12 protein-coding genes are annotated in these 15,402 nt (G+C 63.2%); 5 read left to right on the forward strand and 7 right to left on the reverse strand.

Translation table 11 applies throughout. The features are described from left to right. The first annotated feature begins 3 nt into the window (after positions 1-3). Genes QLQ15_RS07370 through QLQ15_RS07385 form a run of 4 tightly spaced genes read left to right on the forward strand, consistent with a single transcriptional unit; the run spans position 4 to position 6,926 of the window. A complete protein-coding gene (locus QLQ15_RS07370) occupies positions 4-978 on the forward strand; it encodes a GDP-mannose 4,6-dehydratase (protein WP_283212180.1) in 975 nt (324 codons plus the stop codon). Between the two features lie 14 nt (positions 979-992). Then, the gene (locus QLQ15_RS07375) at positions 993-3,320 is read left to right on the forward strand and encodes an ArnT family glycosyltransferase (RefSeq protein ID WP_283212181.1); all 2,328 of its coding nucleotides are present in this window, start codon (positions 993-995) and stop codon (positions 3,318-3,320) included. Then, the gene (locus tag QLQ15_RS07380; RefSeq protein WP_283212182.1) at positions 3,310-6,390 is read left to right on the forward strand and encodes a glycosyltransferase; all 3,081 of its coding nucleotides are present in this window, start codon (positions 3,310-3,312) and stop codon (positions 6,388-6,390) included. The genes QLQ15_RS07375 and QLQ15_RS07380 overlap by 11 nt, the downstream gene beginning before the upstream one ends. Then, on the forward strand, positions 6,387-6,926 hold the full coding sequence (locus QLQ15_RS07385) for a hypothetical protein (protein WP_283212183.1): 540 nt from the start codon (positions 6,387-6,389) through the stop codon (positions 6,924-6,926). The genes QLQ15_RS07380 and QLQ15_RS07385 overlap by 4 nt, the downstream gene beginning before the upstream one ends. A gap of 117 nt (positions 6,927-7,043) precedes the next feature. On the opposite strand, the gene QLQ15_RS07390 is transcribed toward QLQ15_RS07385, so the two are convergent. From QLQ15_RS07390 to QLQ15_RS07420, 7 genes are read right to left on the reverse strand one after another with little or no spacing between them, the layout of a single operon-like run. After that, complete coding sequence (locus QLQ15_RS07390) at positions 7,044-8,630, reverse strand: FAD-binding protein (protein WP_283212184.1); 1,587 nt, start codon at positions 8,628-8,630, stop codon at positions 7,044-7,046. Continuing rightward, entirely contained in the window at positions 8,627-9,883 is a 1,257-nt protein-coding gene (locus tag QLQ15_RS07395; protein ID WP_283212185.1) for an NAD-dependent epimerase/dehydratase family protein, read from the reverse strand. The genes QLQ15_RS07390 and QLQ15_RS07395 overlap by 4 nt, the downstream gene beginning before the upstream one ends. Then, a complete protein-coding gene (locus QLQ15_RS07400; protein ID WP_283212186.1) occupies positions 9,880-10,275 on the reverse strand; it encodes a GtrA family protein in 396 nt (131 codons plus the stop codon). The genes QLQ15_RS07395 and QLQ15_RS07400 overlap by 4 nt, the downstream gene beginning before the upstream one ends. 3 nt (positions 10,276-10,278) lie before the next feature. After that, the gene (locus QLQ15_RS07405; protein WP_283212187.1) at positions 10,279-11,073 is read right to left on the reverse strand and encodes a class I SAM-dependent methyltransferase; all 795 of its coding nucleotides are present in this window, start codon (positions 11,071-11,073) and stop codon (positions 10,279-10,281) included. Then, positions 11,070-12,077, reverse strand: coding sequence for a glycosyltransferase family 2 protein (locus QLQ15_RS07410; protein ID WP_283212188.1), 1,008 nt, complete (start codon positions 12,075-12,077; stop codon positions 11,070-11,072). Before QLQ15_RS07410 ends, QLQ15_RS07405 begins: the two co-directional genes overlap by 4 nt. 36 nt (positions 12,078-12,113) lie before the next feature. Further along, on the reverse strand, positions 12,114-13,055 hold the full coding sequence (locus QLQ15_RS07415; RefSeq protein ID WP_283212189.1) for an electron transfer flavoprotein subunit alpha/FixB family protein: 942 nt from the start codon (positions 13,053-13,055) through the stop codon (positions 12,114-12,116). Beyond that, on the reverse strand, positions 13,055-13,801 hold the full coding sequence (locus tag QLQ15_RS07420; RefSeq protein WP_283212190.1) for an electron transfer flavoprotein subunit beta/FixA family protein: 747 nt from the start codon (positions 13,799-13,801) through the stop codon (positions 13,055-13,057). Before QLQ15_RS07420 ends, QLQ15_RS07415 begins: the two co-directional genes overlap by 1 nt. A gap of 187 nt (positions 13,802-13,988) precedes the next feature. Here QLQ15_RS07420 and QLQ15_RS07425 point away from each other — a divergent pair, with 187 nt between their 5' ends. Further along, positions 13,989-15,401, forward strand: a complete 1,413-nt coding sequence (locus tag QLQ15_RS07425) for a mannose-1-phosphate guanylyltransferase/mannose-6-phosphate isomerase (RefSeq protein WP_283212191.1) — start codon at positions 13,989-13,991, stop codon at positions 15,399-15,401. The last annotated feature ends 1 nt before the right edge of the window (position 15,402 follow it).

Here is a 15,402-nt window from a genome sequence, read left to right on the forward strand (position 1 = left end):
GCGATGAGCAATCGTAAAGCGGCGTTGATCACTGGCATTACTGGACAGGACGGCGCCTACCTGTCGCAGCTCCTCCTCGAGAAGGGGTATCGCGTGCATGGCGTGCTCGCGCGACGCAGCACGGATACCCTCTGGCGGCTGCGCGAGCTGGGGATCGATCGAGACGTCGAGCTGATCGACGGCGACCTCACCGACATGGCTTCCCTGATCCGTGCGATGCAGAAGTCGCAAGCGGACGAGGTCTATAACCTGGGTGCGCAGAGCTTCGTCGGAAGTTCCTGGCAGCAACCTGTGGTCACCGCGCAGATCGACGGCGTCGGTGTGCTGAACATCCTGGAGGCCGTGCGCCTCATCAATCCGGAGGCGCGCTTCTATCAGGCGTCGACGAGCGAGATGTTTGGCCTGATCCAGGCCGACCGGCAGGATGAGAAGACACCCTTCTATCCGCGCAGTCCCTATGGTGTCGCCAAGCTGATGGGGCATTGGGCGACCGTCAACTATCGCGAAAGCCACGGGATGCACGCCTCCAGCGGCATCCTGTTCAATCACGAGTCGCCGCTGCGCGGTATCGAGTTCGTCACCCGGAAGGTGACCGACGGCGTCGCGCGCATCAAGCTCGGGCTTTCCAGCAAGTTGCACCTGGGTAATGTCGATGCCAAGCGCGACTGGGGCTTCGCCGGAGATTACGTCGAGGCGATGTGGATGATGCTGCAGCAGGACCAGGCGGATGACTACGTCATCGCGACCGGGGTCACCACCACGGTCCGTGACATGTGCCGTATCGCCTTCGCCCACGTCGGGCTGAATCCTGAAGACCATGTCGTTACCGACGAGAAGTTCATGCGTCCCGCCGAGGTCGATGTACTGTTGGGCAATCCGGCGAAGGCGGAGCGTGTGCTCGGTTGGAAGCCGAAGACCTCGCTGGAGGAGCTCATCGTGATGATGGTCGACGCGGACCTGCGCCGTCTGAAGGCCTGACAGTCAAGGGTGTCATGGAACGACGACTGATCCGCTCGCGCGAAGCATTCGGGCCGGGCCGCCTTCGAGCGGCGATGACCTGGCTGGAACATCCGTCGGTGGCCGCGCTGGCGCTGTTGCTGACCTTCCTTGCCTTCGGGGCATTCTGGGCGTTGAACGCCGATCCACTCCGCGGCGATGCGGTGATGGCCACGTCGGTTCGCGCGACCGGTTTCGTCCCCGAAGGACGCGATGGGTTCAAGGCCGTCGAGAGCAGCGTATCGCGCGTGCTGGAAGGGCATATACCCGTGGCCGCGGATCATGGGTACGTGTACTCATTCACCGTGCGCCCCGTCGATTCGGCGGCCGTCGCGTTGACCGTCGACCTGTTCGGCCCCGGATATGACAGCCCCAGGCAGGAACAGAACCTGACGGTCCTCGGCGGGCCGGCGCCCGTCGAGTTGCGTGGCGTGATCGAGAGTGGCGACGAGGTCCCACCGGATGTGTCGTTCCGGATCCTTCATTCCGGTCCGCCAGGTGTGGTCATCGAGAACATCCGCATCGGTCGATTGAACGCGTGGCGGCTGTGGGGGCAGCACCTGGCGACGATCGCGCTCATCGTCGCGACGTTGTGGTCAGCATGGCTGTTCGGCGGTTGGGTGGTTCGGGGCGAAGAACGTCAACCCGCTCGCGTGGCAACTCCGGTCGTCGCGTTGGGGCTCATCTTTGTGGCGAGCGTCGCCCTGCGGTTCTGTGTCTCGCTCGCGTTGCCCTACTGGTCGGGGGACGAATACGTCTACAAGGCCATCGCGATGGGATTGTGGCAGGGGGGCAAGGAAGGGATTCCGTTGTCCGACCAGATCCAGCACGCCACCAACCTGCCGAACATGCTGTATCCGTACCTGATCGCTCCGGCATTCGCGATGGGTGAGTCCTTCTACACGGGCATCCGTTTCATCAATGCCGTACTGGTGTCCAGCGCCGTGTTCCCGGCCTATGCGATTGCCCGGCGGTTTCTTCCGCTGCGTGCATCGCTGGTGGTCGCAGCGGCCTCGGTAGTGCTTCCCGCTGTCTTCATCTCGGCCTACGCGGTCACCGAGGTCCTGTACTTCCCGTTGTTCCTGTTGTGCGTGGCAGTTGGCCTCAGCTCGCTGGAGCGACCCGAAGCATGGGGCCGCGCGGCGACCCTGGGATTGCTGGTGGGCGCGCTGCTGAATGTGCGCCTCAACGGGATCATCCTGCTGCCGGCGTATCTGATCTCCCTCGCACTCGTGATGCGTGCCTCCTCGCGAGGGCGCATGGTTGCATTGGCCAAGTCGGCGGCTGCCATGCTGGCTTCGATGCTGGTCGCCTATCTTGCGATCAGATCGCTGATCTCGATCTCCGGAACGGCGGGATTGGGGATGTACGAGAACCACTCCGGTGGTTGGCTCTCTTCCGCGTGGTCAGCGGCGATCTCCGATCCACGGGGCGTGTGGAAGCTGCTGCTGGGGCATCTCACCATCCTGGCCTTCCCTTTCGCGCTGGGTATCGCGACGTTGATGGCCATGATTGCGATGCCAGTCGGAAACTCGGAAGAGTCGACACGCTGGCGCCTGCACATGTTCCTTCTGCTGGCCGCGGCGGGTGCGGTAGCGATGGCGCTCGTCTTCACCCTGGGCGTTTCGAAGGTGGATCTGGGAGGGCTGGGGCGCTGGCACAGCCGCTATTACTTCAGCGTGTTCCCCTTGCTCCTGGTGGCCTGCATGGCGCCGCTGGACCGGGCTCGCGTCGGAGGGCCTGGGCGCTGGCTGTACTGGCTGACGCTGGGTGTGTTCCTGCTGGCGCCCGTGTTGTTCGTCGTCGTCCACAAGTTCAGTGCGGACCCCTGGTTTGGCGCGACCGTGGACAGCATGGAGGCGCACTGGTATCGGGCGCACGCCCGCTGGCTGGTCGTGTTGGCCGTGGGTGCGCTACTGGCCGCGTACCTGAAACTAAACAGGAGCCAGTCCGCCGCGGCACTGGCCGTCATCGGTGTGTGGCTGCTGCTGGCCAACTACGGGACCTGGCGAGAACTGCGCGATCGTAGTCCGGGTGCGAGCGACTCTCACTGTGGCGCTGTTGCGGCTGAGCTACTATCGCGAAATCCGGGGCCGGTAGCTGTCGTCGTAAGCGGCAGGAAGGGGCTGGTCGACAATGTCTTCTGGCTTCCTGCCTTTCCCGTCACGACCAGGATGGTCGATGCAAACAGCGAGCTGAGCGCTCATCAGCTGGCAAATGCGCGATATATCCTCGCCGATTCGGGTGTGACGATCAGGGACGCGACCCGGGTGTCGGGAACCGGCCTTTGCAGGATATACAAGGTGAGTGAACATGAACGCTAATGCTGCGGTCGATCCCATGCGGTCGGTCGAAACTCCTTCGGTGACCCGCGTGTCCGTCGTCATCCTGACGTGGAACGGTTTGGAGTTCACCAAGCCCTGTCTGGCAAGCGTCCTCAAGCACACCGATCCGGCGAAGGCCGATGTCATCGTCGTGGACAATGGAAGCACCGATGGGACCGTGGAGTACCTGTCGGGCATCCCGGGCATCGTCACCCTGTTCAATGGGGAGAACCTGGGATTCGTCCGCGGGAACAATGCAGCCCTGAAGCTCATAGACCCGACGCACGACGTCATCCTTCTCAACAACGACACCGAGATCGACGATCCGCAGTGGATCGAGAAGCTCCAGGCCACGGTGTCCTCGCAGGACGATATCGGAATCGCCGGCTGCCGGATCCGTCGGCTCACAGGAGGCATGCTCCAGCATGCCGGCACCTATATCCCGGATCGCAGCTTCTGGGGCCAGCAGCTTGGATCCGGCGAGAAGGACATCAATCAGTATCCGTACGACCGCGAGGTGGAGGGCGTTGTTTTCGCCTGCGTCTACATCCGGCGCGCGGTGCTCGATGCCATCGGTTTTCTCGATGAGGACTTCTTCTCCTACTACGAGGATTCCGATTACTGCTTCAAGGCCAGGCAGGCGGGTTTCCGGGTGATGAACTGCGGTTCGCTCACGGTGCGTCATCGCGAGCACGGATCAACCTCCGTCAACAAGGTCAGCCACAGCGACATGTTCCTCAAGTCGCGCGAGACCTTCCTGGGCAAGTGGCAGACAGTGCTGGATGCACGCTACACCCAGGAGCTCCATCTGCGTTCGACGTTCTTCCAGCCTGTCGGTTACGCGATGACCGCGCGTCAGATCGCGCTTGGGCTGGAACGTAACGGCGTGAAAATCTCGTACGAATACCTGTATGGCCCGGGGACGGTGTACCCCGTGGCGGAGTCCGCCGAGCAGAGCACGGGCGTCTACCAGCTTGAGGTCATCCGCCAGCGTCCCGCGCAGACCGGCGTGCCGACCCTCATCTACGGGCAGGCCGACGCGTTCGAGACTGTAACGGGCGACGGGTACCGCATCGGCTACACCATGCTCGAGACCACGGGCATCCCGAAAGAGTGGGCGGCCGGATGCAACAGCCTGGACGAGCTGTGGGTGCCTACGGAGTTCAACAAGTGGACGTTCCAGCGTAGTGGCGTCACTGCGCCAATTCATGTCATGCCGCTGGGCCTGGTGGACACGGACTATTTCAATCCGGAAATCGAGGCGCTGAAACTCGATGGCGTCTACACGTTCCTGTCGGTATTCGAGTGGGGCGAACGAAAGTCCCCGGAGATCCTGATCCGCGCCTTCAACCGCGCGTTCACCAAGGACGATCCGGTGGTGCTGATCTGCAAGTACTCCAATCGCGACCCGGGGGTTGATCCGCCTGCGATCATCCGCTCGCTCGGCCTTGATCCCGACGGCGGGAGGATCGTCTATTCCGAGAACGAGTCCGTTCCGTATTACCAGATCGCGCAGTTGTACAGGTCGGCAGACTGTTTCGTGCTGCCCACGCGCGGCGAAGGATGGGGCATGCCCATTCTGGAGGCCATGGCGTGCGGCGTGCCGGTCATCGCCAGCTACTGGAGTGCGCAGCAGGCATTCCTGGACGACGGTAACAGCTATCCGTTGCAGGTTTCGCTGGTGGATGCCGAGGCCAAGTGTCCGTATTACACCGGCTTCAAGTGGGCGCTGCCCGACGAAGATCACCTGATGCGCCTTTTCCGGCATGTCTTCGAGAACCAGCAGGAAGCACGCGAGAAAGGCCGGCGCGCCGCAGCCGACGTCGAGGAGCGCTGGTCGCTGACGCAGAGTGCGCAACGGATGCACGACCGCATCGCGGAGATCTCGAGCGACGCCAAGCAACCCGCGCGCTCGAGTAGTGCGCAGGCGGGGCGACTCCGGATCGGCGTGGACGTGTCGCGCGCGATCGGCAGCGAGGTGTCCGGCGTTGGTCGCTACACGGCATCGCTGATGAAGGGCTTGTCGCGCTGGCAATCGGAAACCGGGCGCGAGTTCGATTACCTGATGCTGCCCGGCTTCGGCGACTTCGTGCACCCGAACTACGTGCCGGGCGCCAACGGCGAGTTCTCCGTCACGCCTGCCAGCGGTATCACGATGTACAAGGGGCCGCTTCCGGCGTTCAAGGATGCCGATCGCCATGTGCCGGGACTCAGTGCGTTGTATTGCCCAGGCAACGCCTTCCCGGACAAGTTCGACGGGCCGGCGGTCGTAGTGGTGCATGACACCACGTTCCTGTCGCACCCGCAGTTTCACACCTCGGAGAACATTGCCCTGTGTTCCTCCGCGTTCGATCGCGCGGTGTCGGCCGGGGCACGCTTTGTGGCGGTCTCGGAGAACTCCCGAAAGGATTTCATCCAGCACTACCGCCTGGATCCAGCGCGCATCGACGTCATCCATTGCGGCATCGACCTGAGCGTGTTCAAGCCGGCCTCCGAGCTGCGCCGTTCCAGCGTGCGCCAACGGCACGCGCTGCCTGACAAGTACTTCCTGTATGTCGGCAGCATCGAGCCCAGGAAGAACCTGCGGACGCTGCTGAAGGCCATGAAGGGGTACGGTGGCGAAGAGACCCTGGTCGTCGTCGGCGCGTCCGGTTGGCTGAACGACGACATCAAGAAGCTGATGTCTGCCGCAGGCAGCCGCGTGAAGGTGCTCGGCTACGTACCGTTCGACGATCTCCCCGCCCTCTATTCAATGGCGACTGCGTTCGTGTACCCCTCGCTGTACGAAGGCTTTGGGTTGCCGGTGGCGGAAGCCATGGCTTGTGGCGCTCCCGTCATCACATCGAACAACAGCTCGCTGGCGGAGATCGCCGTGGACGCAGGCGTCTTGCTCGACGAACCAGGCAACGATTCAGAACTGCGCGAGCAGCTGCTTCGCGTCGCGCAGGACACCGCATATGCGGAGGATCTGCGCAGGCGAGGCAGTGAACGCGCCTACGAGTTCCGTCTTGAACGACAGGTCGAGCGTCACGTTGACCTTTTCAGGCGCCTGGTCGAGGTGGCCGGTTGAACCTGCCGCGCAGCGCATCGCTGCTGCTCGGCCTGGCGCTTGTGGCCTGCGCGCGCGAAGACGTGGGACCAAGCCTGACTCCGGACATCGCGACCGTGGAGGCGGGTACCGCGCTTGCTTCGCCACCTTCGTGGATCCTCGGCGCGCGCCCTGCGGAAGGGCTGGCGTGCTATTTGGACCTGGTGGAAGGGGCGACCCGCGAGTCAGGGGGGTGGTCGTTCACCGGTGCCGGGAACATGCGCATCCTGGGCTGGTCGGTTGAAACGACGGGCCAGCAGGCCACACAACGTGCTGTCTACGTGGTCCTGTCCAGCCCCGGGCACGCGTACGTCTTCACGGGAACCCGAAACGATCGTCCGGACGTGGCGGCTGCACCGCAGTTCGAGAAGCTGGCGCCTCGTCTGGCGGGTGTAACCGCCGATGTGGCCGGAAGCGCGTTGCCGCCGGGCGTCTACGCGATGTCGTTCGTGGTGGGGGACTCGGGACAGGCCGGCTCCTGTGCATTGGGCGAGGCGAACACGATTACCGTGCGCTGAGGGGTGAACGCGAGTGTTTGGCTTGCGCCGTGCCGTTTTTGAATGTCTCTCTGAGTTCCTAGCGAAAGCTCGGCTGTAATGCGGCACTGTGATCGCACGACGCGTGCCCTAACTACATCATCGGTCGTCTGGGAATGCGGCCGCTAACCGCCGCGCGATGCGGTCTGCATTGGCCATCAAAGTGAGCGTGTGTGCCTTGGCAGGTAGTGAGGGCAGGCTGGCGCCATCAACGACGTAAACCCCGGGTAGTCCGGCAACCTCGCCGTCGAGTCGACATTCATGCGGTGCGGGATCAATGCGTATCGGCATGGTGGAGGCGTAGTGCAAGTCCGCACCCTTCGCTCCCTCCACGAAGCTTCCCGGCAGCATCCATGCGCCCAATTTGCGGAAGGCCAAGCTCAGTGTCCTTCTGGCGTGCGCAATCGCCTCAGGCAGGTCTGGATCAGCGCCGCCCTCGATCTGGAGTGATCCGTCCGAACGCACACGAATCCTATGGTCTGACAAGTTCCCGGGCAGGAACACGTTGCCGACCACCACTGAAGACATCAAGCCTCGCAACAGGGGCAATCCTGCGCGCCGGGACACCGGCAGGTGACCGAGAAACTCGCTCATTGGCAACCCGCAGGTTGAGAAGAGATTTCCGAATGCGTTGCCGTTGTGTGGCGTGGAAACCGTGAAAGACAACTGCGCAAGTCCGAAGGAGGCCGAGCGAGGCGTCCCGAGAGCGCGAGGCTGCCACAGAAGAAAGGCAGCCATCGGGTTCGATTGAAGCCGAATCTGATCTGGCGGCGTAGGCAATGCCGCAAGCGCCAGTCGTGTGCTGGCTATCGTGCCGGCTGCCAGCACGACCCGTCGGGCATGGAAGCGTTCCCTTCCTCTAGCGGTTTCCGCAAGGACGCTCCATCCGCCGTTCCCATCCGGTTCGATTGCCCGTACAAGCGTGCCCGGCAGGAACTGCGCCAAACGATGTCGCCGTAGCGTCTCGACGTCGAACGAAGCAGACCATGTTGCCCGGTTGGCGCAGCCCCACAGACAGGTGCCGGATAGATCGCATACCGAGCGATTGGGTCGTGGTTCGGTCAGGACAGCGACGCGCGCGCGACCGATCGAGAAGTCGCTCAACGCATCGACGTGGTGCCTACGCTTCCATAGTCGGGCGTGAAGCGAATCCAGCGCAATGGCCGGTGCGGCATGTTCGTCGAGGCCTATGACTTCTCGTAGGCTATCCTCGGACGCCCCACTGATGCCAACCCGCGCGGCCACTCGAGCATAGGCTTCGCGCATTCCGTTGAGCTCGCCGGCGAGCGGACCGAGTTCCTCCTCGTCGAAGGTTGCGACTCCGCATCCCCATGCATTCGAGAGTCCTCCTGGCGCAATTGCTCCGACCAGGTGGAATCCGTGCATCGCATCGATCCGATTTTTCTCGGCATATCCCTCAAATACTGACCGAAGACCGGGGACCCTCAGCTTGGGCGACACGCTCCCTTGCGAATGAAATGCCTCGCCATGCCGGCCGATCTGCCAGCGCCATTGGTGTGGATCGCCAAACCGAAGGTTCAGATACTGACCCGGTGGCGGTGGCGTCACCTGGGCTGTCCCGGCTTCGAGCACGAGGACGGGAATCCCTCGCTCGACGAGTGCGAGGGCGGCGCTTGTACCCGCCGGACCTGCGCCAATGACAATAACGGGACTGGAAACGCTCACGTAGACCGCCTTCCCACGCGGCGAGCCCATGGAGCTACGGCGCGAACCAGAACCTCGCGACCGGCTGAGTGGGCCAAGTCTGTCACCGCACGCAGGACCCCTGCACGACCGGCAAGTGGTAGATACCCATCGGCCCATTGGGGGTCGGCCTCTGCCAGCCGCGATATCACGTCCATGCGCCAGGCAAGATCGCCGCGTTGAGATGAGCGTCTAGCGGACGCCATGTCTAGTGACGCCACCGCAGTGGCGGACATCAGTACCGCCGGCGCAAGACCTAGGCTGTCTCGTACGTCCAGCGAGTTGAGCACGCGAACATATCGGCGCATAAGAGAGCCCCGTGGCGCACGTCCGACGGTAGCGAGAGCAAGGGTTCGAGCCTCGTGTAGGAGCACGCGTCGCGCACTCCCGCGGCGATCCAGCGCTTCGGCTAACGGCCGCAGCTTGATGCCCAGGCGACGGAGGTCGTTCTCGGCATGAAGCCGCGGCAATCTCGTCAGCGAATCGAGCCGTTCGGGGGACAGCCGCGGACCTAGGAAGCGACTTGCGACGGTCAGTGCGGCTCGAAGCAGGCTGGCAGGAACAGGGACGCGTACTCGCCGAAGATGCAGGCGGTGATAGCCAATATGCAATAGCAATTGATCAAAGGGAATCGGTTCACCCGCTGCGAAAATGCACTCGCCTGCCAAGTCGCGCCGTGCGATGGCCGCAAGAATAACGGTGGCCAAATCGTCGACATGGATGGGCTGCACATCCGGGCGCGGAATGAGCATCGGTTGCACAGGCGATTGGCGAACGAGAGAGACCAGAAGGCCGAACAGCCCCGCTTCCCTTCCACCAATCACCTGTCCGGGGCGAATGAGGATGGCGCCGTACTGCTGCGTTTCCGCTTCTATGGCGGCTTTTGTCCGACCATACTGGTTTGGTGCGGTGGGCGAAGCGGCTTGGCTCGACGTGATGAGTAACGGCAAGCCACGTTCATGGCAGGCTCGGGCAAGCTCCGTGCAGAATGCGACTTCCCTGCCTGGTGGCAGTTCCTGCCCCGAGGTGTCGGCGGCTAGGTGAATGACGGCGGTCAGTCCCGCCAATGTGTCCGCCGGCAATGCTTCGCGCAAGTCGACGCGACGAAACCCGTGCGGCCCTTCGACGGGACGTCGGCCAAGCGCAATGACTCTCCATCCCGCTGCAAGCGCCAACGGCAGGAGGGCTTGCCCGAGATATCCGGATGCACCCGTGACGCCCAGGGTGGCTGTCATGAATCGCGTTCCGATGTGGTGCTAACAAAAACCAGATGACGCGAAAGTAGAAACGTCACGCCTACGCAAACTACGTCGGCTAGAAACTTGGCGAGCACTTCCATGTGCACCACATGTAACAGTACTGCCAGAGCACCGCTCGACATCGGGACATTCAACGCAAGCAGTGCTATGTAACGGAACAGTTGCGTGCGCTCGCGTCCCTTGCCGTGAACGCCGAAAGTAATCCGCCGATGTGCGACGAAGGCAAGTGAGCCTGCAACGAGTTTCGCCAGAACATTCGCGGGTAATGGCTGCCAGCCCAAGAGGCTAGTCGCGAGCAGGAAGCTCCCCATGTCGGCGGCGTACGCCACGATCTGAACTGCAACGTAGCGCGAGAACATCGCAATCATTGCTTAGCTCTGGTTGCGCTTGCGCAGGACGATCACGCGGTGGAGTCCGAGCAGGGAGCGCAGCGGAGACAACACTGACTCCATCCAGCGCAAGGGTAATGTCATGAAGGAGGGGAGTAATGGTCGAAAGTTGAGCCCACCCGACACCAGGTATCGGGGCCAGTTGGGGAGTGCGTCGCGATGCACAATCTCAAGAGCAGGGTGGGATGCCTCGAATCGAGCGCGGTCACGGTCGAATACTAGGTAGCTCAACGCCTGGTTAGCGCCGCTCATTGGGCCGCCCACCGGCGTCCGCCAGTCAGATGCCGTCTTGTCATAACCTTCGGTCGCGAACAGGCGAGGATATAACCAGGACGCGACCGGGCCACTGGCAGGCTCTATGAGGATGGCGCCGCCGCCGGGAGCGAGCGTGCGCTCGAGCTCAGCGAAGAAGCGATCAGGATCGGGGAAATGGTGAAAGACGTTCTGTAGATAGAACGCATGCACGCTCTCGTTCGGAAAATCCATCGCTCCTGCATCGATGACTTTGTCGAGATGCGGTGCCGCGACTACGTCCGTCGCGAGCACTTCCGGGACAGTTTCACGAACGGGATAGACTCCAGCCCCCAGCTCGACAAGCAACCCTTCGCTGTCGAGGTGCTTTCGATCGAGGTCAGTGAAGACCTGATGGAACTCGTCGAACACGCTACGGATCATCTGCTTGCGTCGCAGTACGGATCGGTGCGCTTCGAATCGCGCCAGCCCGTCGACGGGGCAGCCCGCTACTTCTGGTTCCAATAGCCAGTCGGTGATGCTCATGCAGATTCCTTGTGGCGCGGCCGCAAGCGTGTTGACAGCCGAGTGTGCAGAGCTCGACGAGGCATGTTGGCAATGTCATAGCCGAGGAACGCCAGCAGGAACTGAATTCCAACTAGCATCGACAACACGCTAATCATGATCGTTCCGGTGCTTGCAGGGACGTCCGTCGAAAACGACTGGAACCAACTCCACGCGCCAAAGGCGAGGCCGAAGCTAAGAAGAACCGCTGCGGCGATAAGTTCGAGGGATGCGATGGAAAGGTCGCGAAGGAAGTAGTTATAGGCGATGCGCTTCCCGAAGTTGCGCATATGTTTGAAGGCGAACTCGAACACAATATTCGAGATCTTGAGGCCGCTGACTTCATCGCCGTACTTTGCATCCATCGGGATGTCCACAACAACCGCGCGCATCGTGTTGAGGCGGAACAGGATGTCGGTTTCGAAAAAGTAGCGCCGGCTAATCGAATCGTAAGGCAATCGTTCGGCGACAGAAGCATGTATCGCCGTGTAGCCGTTGGTCGGGTCGAAGACATCCCAGTAGCCCGTACTGGCTTTTGCCATGAAGCTCAGGCCGAGATTGCCAATGCGCCTCAGCGCCGGCATGCGGGTTATCTCGCTGAGATCCCAGAAACGATTGCCCTTGGTGTAGTCGGCTTCACCCGCGAGAATCGGAGCCACGAAGCCGGGAAGCAAGGCGGGATCCATCTGCCCGTCGCCGTCGATCTTGACAATAACCCGTGCTCCATCGACAACCGCCTGGCGATATCCCGTCATGACCGCGCCACCGACTCCGAGATTGGTCGAGTTTCGCAGCACGCGAACGCGGAGGTCCTTGATTTCCCGCTCGATGAAATCGCCGCTGCCGGCCGGGCAGGCGTCATCGACGCAATAGATCACATCGACCTCCGGCCCGATCGAGGCGATGACCGCCTCGATGTGCTTCACGACCTTGTAACTAGGGATGACGACAGCGATACCGCTGTTCCAATCAACGCATCGTGCCATGTGTGCTCTGGATTCCGTAAGCAGAGACTGGGACCTTCAGCTCAACGACTTCTCCAGCTCCGGCAGCAGCTGGAACAAATCCCCCACCAGCCCGATATCCGCGATCTCGAAGATCGGCGCGTCGCCATCCTTGTTGATCGCCACGATGGTGCCGGCGTCCTTGATGCCGGTCAGGTGCTGGATGGCACCGCTGATGCCGACGGCGATGTACAGCTCCGGCGCGATGATCTTGCCGGTCTGGCCGACCTGCAGTTCGTTCGGCACGTAGCCGGCATCGACTGCCGCGCGCGAGGCACCGACGGCGGCGCCGAGCTTGTCGGCGAGCGCGTAGATCACCTTGAAGTTCTCGGCCGAGCCGACACCGCGGCCGCCGGAGACGACGCGCTTCGCGCTCTGCAGGTCCGGACGGTCGGACTTGCCGGCGGCGAGGCCGACATGGCGCGTGTGCGAGGGCAGGGTGGCGTCGACGGACACCGCTTCGATCGCAGCGCTGCCGCCCTTCGCCGCTTCCGGCCAAGACGCCGTGCGCACGGTGGCGACGACGGTGTGATCGGTCGGCGCTTCGACGTTGATGATGGCGTTACCGGCGTAGATCGGGCGCTTGAAGGTGTGGCTGCCTTCCACGGCCATCACGTCCGACACCTGCGCCACGCCCAGCAGGGCGGCGACGCACGGCATCAGGTCCTTGCCGAAGGTGGTGCTGGGGCCGAAGACATGGCTGTAGCCGGCCGCGACCTTCGCGATCTGCGGTGCCAGCACCTGGGCGATGGCGTTTGCGTTGGCGGCGTTGGCGACGGTGAGCACCTTGCCCACGCCGGCGATCTGCGCGGCATCACCTGCGACGGCGGCCGGGTCGGCAGCCAGCACGACGATGTCGATGGATTCCGGCTTCAGCGCCTGCGCGGCGGAGACGCACTTGGCGGTGGAGGCGTTGAGCTTGCCGTCCAGGTGTTCGGCGACGATCAGAACCTTGCTCATCACAGCAGCCCCTTTTGCTTGAGTGCGGCGACCAGTTCGGCCGCGTCCTTCACCATCACGCCCTTGGTGCGCTTGGCCGGCGCGGCGTAGTGGGTGGTCTTGAGGGTGTCGCCGGTGTCCACGCCCAGGTCGGCGAACTGGAGGGTCTCCAGCGGCTTGCTCTTGGCCTTCATGATGTCCGGCAGCTTGATGAAGCGCGGCTCATTCAGGCGAAGGTCGGTGGTGACCACGGCCGGCAGATCCACCTGCAGCGTCTCCAGGCCCGCGTCGACTTCACGCGTCACGGTGGCCTTGCCGTCGGCGATCTCGAGCTTGGAAGCGAAAGTTGCCTGCGGGCGGCCCCACAGCGTGGCCAGCATCTGGCCGGTCTGGTTGGCGTCGTCGTCGATGGCCTGCTTGCCCAGGATGACCAGGTCCGGCTGTTCCTTCTCGATCAGCTTGAGCAGGGTGCGCGCGGCGGTCAGCGGCTGGATCGGCTGGTCGGAAACGACGTGGATGGCTCGGTTGGCGCCCATGGCCAGGCCGTTGCGCAGGTGCGCCTGGGCGTCGGCCGGGGCGATCGTGGCGACCACGACCTCGGTCGCGATGCCCTTGTCGCGCAGGCGCAGGGCCTCTTCCAGGGCGATCTCGTCGAAGGGATTGGCCGACAGCTTGACGCCGTCGGTGACCACGCCGGACCCGTCCGGCTTGACCTGGATGCGGACATTGAAGTCCACCACGCGCTTGTAGCCGACGAGAATCTTCATCGTGCGGGGGTTCCTATGGTTGCGCGGCCGGAAGCGGGCCGAGAACCATCAATTCTAGCCGAGTGGGCCTCCCTACGCAGGCGGATGGTGGGGCCATGTCCGGACATCTCCATCGGACTCCGGGTTCAGCCGGCCCCCATACGCTCAGTTATTCTTGGCATCCCGTTTAAGAAGTCCCGGAGCCAGGATGCTTCACCCCGTAGTCCTCAGTGGCGGCAGCGGTTCCCGCCTGTGGCCCCTTTCGCGTCAGAACCAGCCCAAGCAGTTCCTGCGTCTGATCGGTGACCACTCGCTCTACCAGGAGACCGTGATCCGCGCGAACAAGCTGCCTGACGCCCAGCCACCGGTCACCGTATGCAGCGAGGATCACCGCTTCATGATCGGTGAGCAGCTGCAGGAAGTGGCCATCGCGAGCGGCGGCATCCTGCTGGAACCCATCGCGCGCAACACGGCGCCGGCGATCGCATGGGCAGCGCTTCACGTCATGGCGACCGATCCCGAAGGCTCCCTGCTGGTGATGCCGGCCGATCACCTGATCGAGGACGAAAACGCATTCCGCGTGGCGGTCGCCGCGGCGACTGGCCTGGCGGAGCAGGGTTGGCTGGTCACCTTCGGTATCACGCCCGATTACCCGGAGACCGGGTACGGCTACATCCTGCGCGGCGACGCGTTGGGCGCCGATGGTTATCGCGTGCAGCGTTTCGTCGAGAAGCCTGACCTTGCTACCGCCGAGCGCTACGTCGCCGAAGGCCGCTATGCCTGGAATTCCGGCATGTTCCTGTTCAACGCCAGTGCTTACCTGGACGAGCTGGCACGCCATGCCCCGGCGGTGCTGGAGGCGACCCGTGCCGCCTACGCCACGTCCAACAAGGACCTGGACTTCATCCGCGTCGCCAAGGACGCCTTCGCCGCAAACCCCAACGACTCCATCGACTACGCCGTGATGGAGAAGACCGAGCGCGCCGCGGTCGTTCCCGTGAGTTGCGGATGGAGCGACATCGGTTCCTGGTCGTCGCTGTGGTCGGTCGCCCAACGCGACGACGACGACAACCGCCACGAGGGCGATGTCATCTCGGTCGACACCAAGCGCAGCCTCGTGCGCGCCTCGGACCGCCGCATGATCGCCACGATCGGCGTGGAAGACCTGGTCATCATCGACACGCCGGACGCGACGCTGGTCGCGCGCAAGGATCGCGTGCAGGACGTCAAGACCGTCGTCGACCACCTCAAGGCGGCCGGCCGCCAGGAGCACCTGTTCCACCGCAAGGTCTACCGTCCGTGGGGCAGCTACGACTCGATCGACATGGGTGAGCGCTTCCAGGTCAAGCGCATCGTCGTGAAGCCCGGTGCGGCACTGAGCCTGCAGAAGCATGCGCACCGTGCCGAGCATTGGATCGTGGTTTCCGGCGTCGCCGAAGTCACCTGCGACGACCGCGTGTTCGACCTGCACGAGAACGAGAGCACCTACATCCCGCTGGGCAGCGTGCACCGGTTGCGCAACCGCGGCACCGAGCCGGTGGAGCTGATCGAAGTGCAGTCCGGCAGTTACTTGGGCGAGGACGACATCGTGCGCCTCGAGGACGTGTACGGCCGCTCCTGAG

It is taken from the genome of Lysobacter stagni (assembly GCF_030053425.1).
Taxonomy (GTDB): Bacteria; Pseudomonadota; Gammaproteobacteria; order Xanthomonadales; family Xanthomonadaceae; genus Lysobacter_J; species Lysobacter_J stagni.

Coding starts and splice junctions, on each gene's coding strand:
- QLQ15_RS07370 (WP_283212180.1), top strand. CDS start 4: ATGAGCAATCGTAAAGCGGCGTTGATCACTGGCATTACTGGACAGGAC.
- QLQ15_RS07375 (WP_283212181.1), top strand. CDS start 993: ATGGAACGACGACTGATCCGCTCGCGCGAAGCATTCGGGCCGGGCCGC.
- QLQ15_RS07380 (WP_283212182.1), top strand. CDS start 3,310: ATGAACGCTAATGCTGCGGTCGATCCCATGCGGTCGGTCGAAACTCCT.
- QLQ15_RS07395 (WP_283212185.1), bottom strand. CDS start 9,883: ATGACAGCCACCCTGGGCGTCACGGGTGCATCCGGATATCTCGGGCAA.
- QLQ15_RS07400 (WP_283212186.1), bottom strand. CDS start 10,275: ATGATTGCGATGTTCTCGCGCTACGTTGCAGTTCAGATCGTGGCGTAC.
- QLQ15_RS07405 (WP_283212187.1), bottom strand. CDS start 11,073: ATGAGCATCACCGACTGGCTATTGGAACCAGAAGTAGCGGGCTGCCCC.
- QLQ15_RS07410 (WP_283212188.1), bottom strand. CDS start 12,077: ATGGCACGATGCGTTGATTGGAACAGCGGTATCGCTGTCGTCATCCCT.
- QLQ15_RS07415 (WP_283212189.1), bottom strand. CDS start 13,055: ATGAGCAAGGTTCTGATCGTCGCCGAACACCTGGACGGCAAGCTCAAC.
- QLQ15_RS07420 (WP_283212190.1), bottom strand. CDS start 13,801: ATGAAGATTCTCGTCGGCTACAAGCGCGTGGTGGACTTCAATGTCCGC.
- QLQ15_RS07425 (WP_283212191.1), top strand. CDS start 13,989: ATGCTTCACCCCGTAGTCCTCAGTGGCGGCAGCGGTTCCCGCCTGTGG.